This is a genomic window from Wolbachia endosymbiont of Drosophila nikananu (assembly GCF_028981865.1).
Taxonomy (GTDB): domain Bacteria; phylum Pseudomonadota; class Alphaproteobacteria; order Rickettsiales; family Anaplasmataceae; genus Wolbachia; species Wolbachia pipientis_B.
The window spans coordinates 1-8,461 of record NZ_JAPQLL010000035.1 but is presented as its reverse complement, the minus strand read 5'-3'; the positions used below and the strand labels follow the sequence as shown (position 1 = coordinate 8,461).

9 protein-coding genes are annotated in these 8,461 nt (G+C 32.6%); 8 read left to right on the top strand and 1 reads right to left on the bottom strand.

Features of this window, described 5'->3' with window-relative positions:
- Positions 1 to 125 precede the first annotated feature (125 nt).
- Positions 126 to 1,445 (bottom strand): 2-C-methyl-D-erythritol 2,4-cyclodiphosphate synthase, encoded by a 1,320-nt coding sequence (ispF, locus tag OZD67_RS02200; RefSeq protein WP_182183623.1) that lies wholly within the window; start codon positions 1,443 to 1,445, stop codon positions 126 to 128.
- A gap of 84 nt (positions 1,446 to 1,529) precedes the next feature.
- Between ispF and OZD67_RS02195 the strand changes: the two genes are divergently transcribed.
- The 8 genes from OZD67_RS02195 to OZD67_RS02160 all read left to right on the top strand — a co-directional run bounded on the left by OZD67_RS02195 (position 1,530) and on the right by OZD67_RS02160 (position 8,084).
- A complete protein-coding gene (locus OZD67_RS02195; protein WP_182183625.1) occupies positions 1,530 to 2,426 on the top strand; it encodes a PGAP1-like alpha/beta domain-containing protein in 897 nt (298 codons plus the stop codon).
- 49 nt (positions 2,427 to 2,475) lie between these two features.
- Positions 2,476 to 3,540 carry an AI-2E family transporter gene (locus OZD67_RS02190; RefSeq protein ID WP_182183627.1) on the top strand — a complete coding sequence of 355 codons (1,065 nt, stop codon included), beginning with the start codon at positions 2,476 to 2,478 and terminating at the stop codon, positions 3,538 to 3,540.
- 129 nt (positions 3,541 to 3,669) lie between these two features.
- Entirely contained in the window at positions 3,670 to 4,305 is a 636-nt protein-coding gene (locus OZD67_RS02185; protein WP_182183628.1) for a DnaA ATPase domain-containing protein, read from the top strand.
- Positions 4,306 to 4,506: 201 nt separating this feature from the next.
- Positions 4,507 to 4,677, top strand: coding sequence for a hypothetical protein (locus OZD67_RS02180; protein ID WP_182183630.1), 171 nt, complete (start codon positions 4,507 to 4,509; stop codon positions 4,675 to 4,677).
- A complete protein-coding gene (locus OZD67_RS02175) occupies positions 4,667 to 5,653 on the top strand; it encodes a tyrosine recombinase (RefSeq protein ID WP_182183632.1) in 987 nt (328 codons plus the stop codon). The genes OZD67_RS02180 and OZD67_RS02175 overlap by 11 nt, the downstream gene beginning before the upstream one ends.
- Before the next feature lie 55 nt (positions 5,654 to 5,708).
- Positions 5,709 to 6,434, top strand: coding sequence for a lysophospholipid acyltransferase family protein (locus tag OZD67_RS02170; RefSeq protein WP_182183634.1), 726 nt, complete (start codon positions 5,709 to 5,711; stop codon positions 6,432 to 6,434).
- Positions 6,435 to 6,484: 50 nt separating this feature from the next.
- Positions 6,485 to 6,754 carry a 30S ribosomal protein S20 gene (gene rpsT, locus OZD67_RS02165; RefSeq protein ID WP_006279236.1) on the top strand — a complete coding sequence of 90 codons (270 nt, stop codon included), beginning with the start codon at positions 6,485 to 6,487 and terminating at the stop codon, positions 6,752 to 6,754.
- A gap of 79 nt (positions 6,755 to 6,833) precedes the next feature.
- Positions 6,834 to 8,084, top strand: coding sequence for a citrate synthase (locus OZD67_RS02160; RefSeq protein WP_182183636.1), 1,251 nt, complete (start codon positions 6,834 to 6,836; stop codon positions 8,082 to 8,084).
- Positions 8,085 to 8,461: the final 377 nt, after the last annotated feature.

Genomic DNA, 8,461 nt, shown 5'->3' with positions numbered 1-8,461 from the left:
ATTAAAAATAAGACGCCAACTACGTTGTTTTCTTGCTGTTTAATCTGCACAGATGAAGATAACTGAATACCTTCACTATCATGATAAGGGGGCTGGCGAGGTTTGTCAAGAAAGTTTTTTCGTTTCTATTTCCAAGAAAAGTTTGTATGCAATAACACAGAAACATATGCTGCTATTCCTTCATTTCTTCCAATAGAACCTAATTTTTCTGCAGTAGTTGCTTTGATATTTACAAATTCATCATCAATTTCTAATGCTTTTGATATGAATTTCTTCATTTCTACTTTGTAAGGCGATATTTTAGGCTCCTCACAAACTATAGTAATATCTAAATTAGACACGCTGTACCCTTTTTCCTTTGCTTTTTTAGCAGCAAAGTCAAGAAAGTGAGATGAATTGCAATCTTTCCATTCAGAGGAACTAGGAGGAAAATGCTCTCCTATGTCGCCACATCCCAGTGCTCCGAGCATTGCATCAACGATTGCATGTATTGCAACATCACCATCAGAGTGCGCTTCTATTGCCATGTTGTGTTCAATTTTCACACCGCAAATTTTTATAAAGCTCTCAGCACCATTTTGAACTTTAATGAACTTATGTATATCATAACCAGTTCCGACACGAAATTTTGGCTCTTCAAAGAGAAGCTTTGCCATATTGATATCCTCTTTTGTGGTTAACTTAAAATTGCTTTTCTCACCTTTAATAATCGCAACATGTTTTTTGTGCTCTATCATTAGTGATGAATCGTCAGTAAATTCTTTGTCTGATTGATGGTACGATAATAATTCTTTGAAATTAAAAATTTGAGGAGTTTGTATGGCTCTGAGTTTTCCTCTTGAAATCGTAGATTCAACGAAATTATTACCCACCAATGACATAGTATCTTCGACTTCTATTGCTGGTACTACTCCTGTATATTGATCATTAATCATAGACTGAGCCAAGTTATCTATCAGAACATTTGACACAAAAGGCCTACAAGCATCATGTATAACTACAAAATCTGGGTTAATTTTTTGTAAGCTTTCAAGCCCTAGTTTAACTGAACTTTGCCTGCTTTCTCCTCCATATATTGGACTTAGTAATTTAGTGTCTACACCTCCTGTCATCCAAGTAGCTTGACTACTTGTTTCTTTTTTTCTAGATTCCAGCGTCACGCGCTGGAAGGAGTGTACCGCTGATTTTTCACTTAAATAATAATTGTACAAGAGCTCCATCGCTTCCCTATAAAAACTTTCATGGTCTCTATTAATTGCTATTCTTATATAATCTATATATTGGTTAGCCAGAAATCTTTTAATTGTATGAAATAAAACAGATTTACCTGCAAGTTTTGTATACTGCTTAGGAATTGTGTTACTGCATCTACTGCCTACTCCCGCTGCAACTATTAATGCTGCTATTTTGTATTTCTTAAGCCTGTTAGTGTGCATATTTATCATTTTCAGCGTAAGTGTATAGTAACAAATTATTTACAGTTTAAAAAAAAGAGTGTATTATCTTATAAGATATAATACGATGCTAGAATGCACATTACTAAGTGTAATAAAGAAAATGAGGTACACCTTATATTCTTTCATGGAATAGGGGATAACTATAAAAGTGCTCACAATTATGTACAAAGTTTAAATGAATCAAATAATAACCATGCACATAAATATCCAAGCGCATTTCAGAACTACATAACTTATGCCGCAGTTAGCTTTTTGTTCTTCGTGGCATCTGTATCAGCGCCCATTGCAATGTTACTACTTATAAGCCCCATAACAGCTGGAGTAGTTGGTTTAGCAAGCTTAGCTGCTCTAACTTGCATTTTTTTATCCGTAATGCTTATTTTTATTCCCTTTATAAATAGAGATCAAAGTTTGCTTAAGCCCTCGATAGAAAAAATCAATGAATTAATGGGCAAGGGTGTAAAACCTGAAAACATTATACTTTTTGGCCATTCCTTTGGAGGAGCAGTTGCATCGGCAGTTTTGAAACACTTTGCAGACAAAAACGTTAAACTTGGAGGTGTTATTTTTACTAGCACTTTCAGCTCTTTTCATACAGCAATAGGGCATTTTCCGATCCCTCAAGCAAAAATTTTAAGTATGTTGCCCTCATCCATTTTAAAAAAATTGCTAAAGGCTTTAGATCTAGATTTTGATTTAGTGAACGATATACGAAAGTTGCGAGATGAGGGAAAATTGAATATGCCAGTAATAGTCATTAATAGCAAAAGAGATCACTTAATACCACAACCTGCACAATTGGCGCACGCAATAGAAAATGATGTATTGCCACGTGAAAAACTGATCAAGACTGTTAATTCGAAAAGTTATGAAGATGATCCACATAACGGAGTTTTATCTAGTTGGGAATTGGGTGAAAATTTGACTGATCTAATACTTAATAAAATTGATAAAACAATGAATAGATAGTATTTACAATAAACTGTATATTTTTCAGTAAATTGACTATGCTAAAAGCATGCAAAAACATCATATAACTATTTGTTTTATACTGCTTTTTATAATAGGGATGTTATTCCTGATGCGTCCTATGATTTTTCCATGTTTAATAGCTATTGTTATTGCATATTTGTTTAATCCGCTAGTAGTCAAGTTTGAAAAGTATAGAATACCGCGTTCATGTTCTGTAATTTTTATAATACTTGTTTTATTAATAGCTTTTATACTAGTTATAACATTTATTTTACCTATTATATATGTTCAAATTACTTCAATATTAAATTTCTTAGTGAGTAAAGTGCCTTCATTAAAATTTAAAGTAATCCCCTCTGTATTAGAATTTCTTAACATAAAAATCGAGGATAGCTTATTTGATCACTTATCTAAAAATCTAGCAGAAAATTACAGCGACTATGTATCTTATTTCATGAATGCTCTTGATATTGCTAGTAACTTTATAATCCAAGTGTTAAGTTCAAGCTTTAACACGGTATCATTAATGGTGATTACTCCTGTGGTGTTTTTCTATATATTACGTGATTGGCCTTTAATTATAGAAAAAGCCAATAAATTAATTCCTGTTTCTTATAGAGAAAAAGTTGTAAATTATTTTTCCAAAGTGGATTTCATCATATCTAATTATCTAAAGGGGCAGGTAAATGTATGTATTGTCATGATGGTCTTTTACTCTGTGAGCCTGAGCATAATCGGATTGAAACACTCTATTGTTATTGGAATTTTATCAGGAATGTTAACGTTCATACCTTACGTAGGACCATTATTATATACCATTATTGGGTTTTTGAGCGCTATTACTCAATTTAGTGGATGGTTTGAAAGTGCTGCCGTTCTGCTATTATTTGGTGTTGGACAATTAATAGATTCAAACATATTAGTTCCTTTATTAATAGGAAAAAAAGTTCATATACATCCAACTGTAATTATTCTGGGAATTACTATATGCGCTTCATATTTTGGATTTACAGGTATATTACTTTTTATTCCAATAATAGCAATGTTCAATGTATCAGTAGAATATGCAATCAATAAATATTTTAAAAGTGAGCTTTATAAAAACGGCTAACAGACCTTTTGCATAATCAATTTATGGTAAGAGGAGAAATGAGCCTAGAATACTTGAGATATTTGAGGAGCGTAAGTAAATTTCTGCGCAAAAATTACTACCAGAAAGAGGTCACGTAAGAGGTTTAATGTGCAATTAAATTTATTTAACAACAATCAAGCTGATTATAGTCGGCAAAATTACATCATCTTAGATGAAAATAAGCACATATATAATTCAGTAATTGGGGATTTATCTTGGAAATGTCTCATTCTTTTTGGACCTAAAAGCTCTGGTAAAACTCATCTTGCTCATATTTGGCAGTCAATAAACGATGCAATTTTTATCAATGTGAATAACTTTGTAAGCGAGATTAGGTATAGCGATGCTTTTATTTTAGAAGACGTACAAAACATTAAAGATGAAGCAATGTTATTACATTGTTACAATTACATGAAAGAAAATGATAAGAAGCTGCTAATCACTTCTTCAATTTCACCAAAAAAACTTAACTTCAGACTAAGAGATTTAAGTTCTCGAATATTATCAACTATCAGCGTAAAAATTTTACCTGCAAGTGAGGAATTATTAAGAATCATGCTAATAAAACGATTTTCAGATAAACAGTTAAAAATTGATTTAAAAGTGATTAATTATATTTTAGCAAGAATAGAACGTTCTTTCTATAGCATTGATAAAATTATAGAGAAGATAGATAATGAATCTATAGGGTCAAATGTGACCGTTCCTTTTATTAGCACTTTATTAAAAAAAGATGCCATTTGATTTCTTCTTTTGTAAAGGTATATATTAAAAATTTATTAACACCCATAACACTAACGTAATTGAAATCTCTATCTGTCTATGTTAGAATTATAATAAATATTATGTTATAATAAATATAGATACAGCTAAGAAGTATTCTATATTTATAGTAGAGCTCACTTTATAAGGTGTTTTTTATAGATTTGACGTTATAATTTAACTATGATGAAAGTAAGATTAAATTTAAAAAAAAGGTTAAAGCAAAGGTTTGTGATATTCACTCTATTGATAAATGCCTTATTTGTCTCATATTTTCTCATAAGGCACACAGGAAACACTTCCAATCAAATTATAGCAAAAGAAATAAATATAGGAGCTGATAATGAAAAATAAACAGTCGCAAAATAAAAAAGAAAATCTTTACATAACATATTACATAGATGCTTTGGCTTCAGAGAGGTCCGCTACACAAAATACTCTGGAAAGTTATCGTTCGGATTTACACCAGTTTGAAGAATTTCTATTAGAAAGCAGCACTACCTTGGTTGGTGTAAATAAAACCAATGTTAAAGACTATGTGAAATCTCTATGTACACAAAAAAAATATAAAAGTAGCTCTATATCAAGAAAAATATCCGCTATGAAAAATTTCTATAAGTGTCTATTTAATGACGGAATAATGGATTTTAATCCAGCACCGGCTAATGATGCTGAATTAAAGAATCCAAAAGTTTCTCGTCCTTTGCCTAAGTATTTAAGTGTCGAAGAAATATTTTTGCTAATGGACGCAGTGAGAAAATCAGCAAGCGAATCGAATAAAGAGATAAGCAGTAAAAGGCTATGTGCGATTTTAGATATCCTTTACTCTTCTGGAATGCGTGTTTCTGAACTAATTAATATGAAGTTATGTGAAGTGTCACATTTAATAAACAGTAATAACAAAGAATGCTATATAATAATAAAAGGAAAAAGCGGTAGAGAGAGGCAAATTCTTTTTAATGGACAAGCATTGCAGAGCCTTAGAAATTATTTATCAGTTCGTGACAATCTGATCCCTAACGAAAAGGAATCCGATTGGCTATTCCCAGGTGATAAACCTAATAAACCAATTACAAGGCAGAGGGTCGGTCAATTAATGAAGGAGTTAGCAAGAAAATGCAATATTGATGAAAATAAGATCTCTCCACACGTGATTAGGCATTCTTTTGCTACCCATCTACTAAATAGCGGAGCAAATATTGTGTTGATACAGAAAGTTCTTGGCCATACTAACCTTTCTACAACACAAATATATACTCATATTGCTAACGAAAAGTTAAAGGACAAATTAGCTGATTCGCATCCTATTACTCAGATGATCAATAATTAAACTTATTGCTTTTAATTTGTAGTAAAGTTAAATTCAAATAAGTTTATGTGAGTTTGTGATTTCAAGTTTACTGTTTAATTTCTTCCTTATATTATGGGAAGTATTCTATACTTTAGTTGCTCTCCCTGTAATTTTCTTTCCTGAGTATGTAATAACCATTTTCCTCGTCTGTTCGGTGAGAGTTGTATTATTCATGCTGCGTTTATTATGTGGCATTAAATATGAAGTGAGGGGAATGGAAAACATTCCTAAGCAACCTTTTATCATTGCATCTAAACACCAATCTCCATTTGAAACATTTATTTTTATACTACTATTTAGAAAAGCGGTTTTTATTTTAAAACGTGAATTGAAATGGATTCCATTCATTGGTTTACATCTTATAGCGCTGAAAATGATTTTTATTAACCGTTCAGATGGTATCAGTTCTATACGCCATATAATTAAACTAGCAAAAATGCGTATAAAAGAAAATAGAAGCATAATAATATTTCCTGAAGGTACAAGAACGACTATAAACCAAAATATAAAATATCAACCAGGCATTGCTGCTTTATATAGCGTATTACCTGTTCCTGTGTTACCGGTTGCTTTAAACACTGGTTTGTTTTGGCCAAAAAGCATACTTTCTCTGAGAAAGAATCCCGGGAAGGCAGTAATAGAAATATTGCCCCCAATATATCCTGGGTTAAACAAAAATGAATTCTTGCAAAGTCTAGAAAAAATTATTGAAGAGAGAAGCAGTAGATTAACCATAGAAAAAACTGATATTGCAAATTAACAAAAAAACTTTATAATTAAAGAAAAGTACAGTATTTTAGGTATTAATATATGGCAAATCATAAGAGTGCTAAAAAAATGATAAAAGTAATAGCAAAGCGCACTTTAATAAATAAGATGCGGAAAAGTAAAACTCGCACCGCTATTAGAAAATTGGTTGATATAATCAAGTCTGGCGACAAAGAAAATGTTGTTCTGGCATTTCGGAATGCTGAATCTAATTTACACAAGTGTGTGAATAAAGGTGTTATTCATAGGAATACTGCTGCACGTAAAATAAGTCGCTTAAATGCAAAAGTAAAAGCATTGATGACCGCTTAATACGGTTAATGTAAAGTTAACTGTATTAATATATACTCTTCAGTTTGTATATTCTGTATAAAATTAAGTAGCTTAAGTAATGGATAAAAAAGTGCTATTAGAACTAAGTAATGGATTAAAAATTGAGCTACCCGTATTAAGTGGAACAATAGGTCCTGACGTGTTAAATATTAAGGATTTATATAAGACGACAGGATTATTCACTTATGATCCGGGGTTTGTTTCCACAGCTTCATGCTCTTCCACAATTACATTCATTGATGGAGATGAAGGAGTTCTTAAGTATAGGGGACATGATATAGTTGATTTGGCAGAGAATAATAGTTTTACTGCTGTGATTTATTTATTGCTCTATGGTGAACTACCCAGTTCAGAGCAACACAAAAAATTTCTTCTCAAAATACAAGAATCATCCAAAGTATCAGAGCAAGTTACAAATGTAATTAAAGCATTTCCAAAGACTGCTCACCCTATGTCGATTTTAGTTGCATGTTTTGCAAATTTGTCAGCATCTTACCATGAAACACATGGCAACAATGTCAATGGTGAAGATTTAGATTTTGGAATTTCTGCAATAGCACAAGTTCCTGCAATTGTTGCAATGATTTATAGGCATCTCAACAATCGGGAATTCATAAATGCTAACAATGAATTAAGTTACAGTGAAAATTTCTTAAAGATGATATTTGGCGATGCTGTTGATAATGATAAAAGCACCCTTTTTGCAAAAGCTCTGGATAAAATATTTACTCTCCATGCTGATCATGAACAGAATGCTTCTACGGCGGCTGTCAGATTGGTGGGATCTGCTGGTCCTAATCTGTTTGCAAGCCTCTCCGCAGGAGTTGCTACACTTTGGGGACCAGCACATGGTGGAGCTAATGAAGCAGTTATAAATATGCTAAAAGAGATAGAGCAAAGTGAAGATATAGATAAATTCATCGAAAAAGCTAAAGATGATAAAGATCCATTTAAATTGATGGGATTTGGACATCGTGTTTATAAAAATTATGATCCGCGCGCGCGGATATTGAAAGACGCTTGTCATGAGGTTCTAAGTAAACTAGAACAAAATAATGAATTGCTCAAAATTGCAAAAAAACTTGAAGAAATAGCTTTAAAGGATGAATATTTTATCGTGCGTAAGTTATATCCAAATGTTGATTTTTACTCAGGTATAATAATGAATGCTATCGATATTCCTTCAAATATGTTCACGCCTATTTTTGCACTTGCAAGAACCACTGGTTGGGTTACTCAGTGGTATGAAATGATAAATGATAAAGAAACTAAGATCTGTAGACCAAGGCAACTCTATTTTGGTAAATAAATTTATTTTCACTTCATTAGACTTCTTGTATAACCCAAGCTAAGTAGAAAAAAGGTATAGCTAACACGTCATACCACGATTCATTCGCGGTATCTCATCCGCTAACACGTAGCAGGATGACGAGGTTGTCGTCATACCACCGCGAACCGTCATACCGCCGCGATATCTCACCCGCTAACAAGTAGCGGTATGATGATTCTTCAAATCGTCAAGGTGTCATCCAAGTAGCCTTCTCTTCCTGTCATCCCAGTGCGTGACACTGGGATCCAGAAGATGTAATTTCAACCAAGTGGCTGCATAATAAAGGCTGGATTCCAGTGCCAAGCACTGGAATGACACCCTACTTAACCGTCATACCGCGATTCATTCGCGGTATC

Excerpts from the sequence above, each read along its gene's own strand:
- ispF (WP_182183623.1), bottom strand. The coding sequence starts at position 1,445 with ATGATAAATATGCACACTAACAGGCTTAAGAAATACAAAATAGCAGCA.
- OZD67_RS02195 (WP_182183625.1), top strand. The coding sequence starts at position 1,530 with ATGCACATTACTAAGTGTAATAAAGAAAATGAGGTACACCTTATATTC.
- OZD67_RS02190 (WP_182183627.1), top strand. The coding sequence starts at position 2,476 with ATGCAAAAACATCATATAACTATTTGTTTTATACTGCTTTTTATAATA.
- OZD67_RS02180 (WP_182183630.1), top strand. The coding sequence starts at position 4,507 with ATGATGAAAGTAAGATTAAATTTAAAAAAAAGGTTAAAGCAAAGGTTT.
- OZD67_RS02175 (WP_182183632.1), top strand. The coding sequence starts at position 4,667 with ATGAAAAATAAACAGTCGCAAAATAAAAAAGAAAATCTTTACATAACA.
- rpsT (WP_006279236.1), top strand. The coding sequence starts at position 6,485 with ATGGCAAATCATAAGAGTGCTAAAAAAATGATAAAAGTAATAGCAAAG.
- OZD67_RS02160 (WP_182183636.1), top strand. The coding sequence starts at position 6,834 with ATGGATAAAAAAGTGCTATTAGAACTAAGTAATGGATTAAAAATTGAG.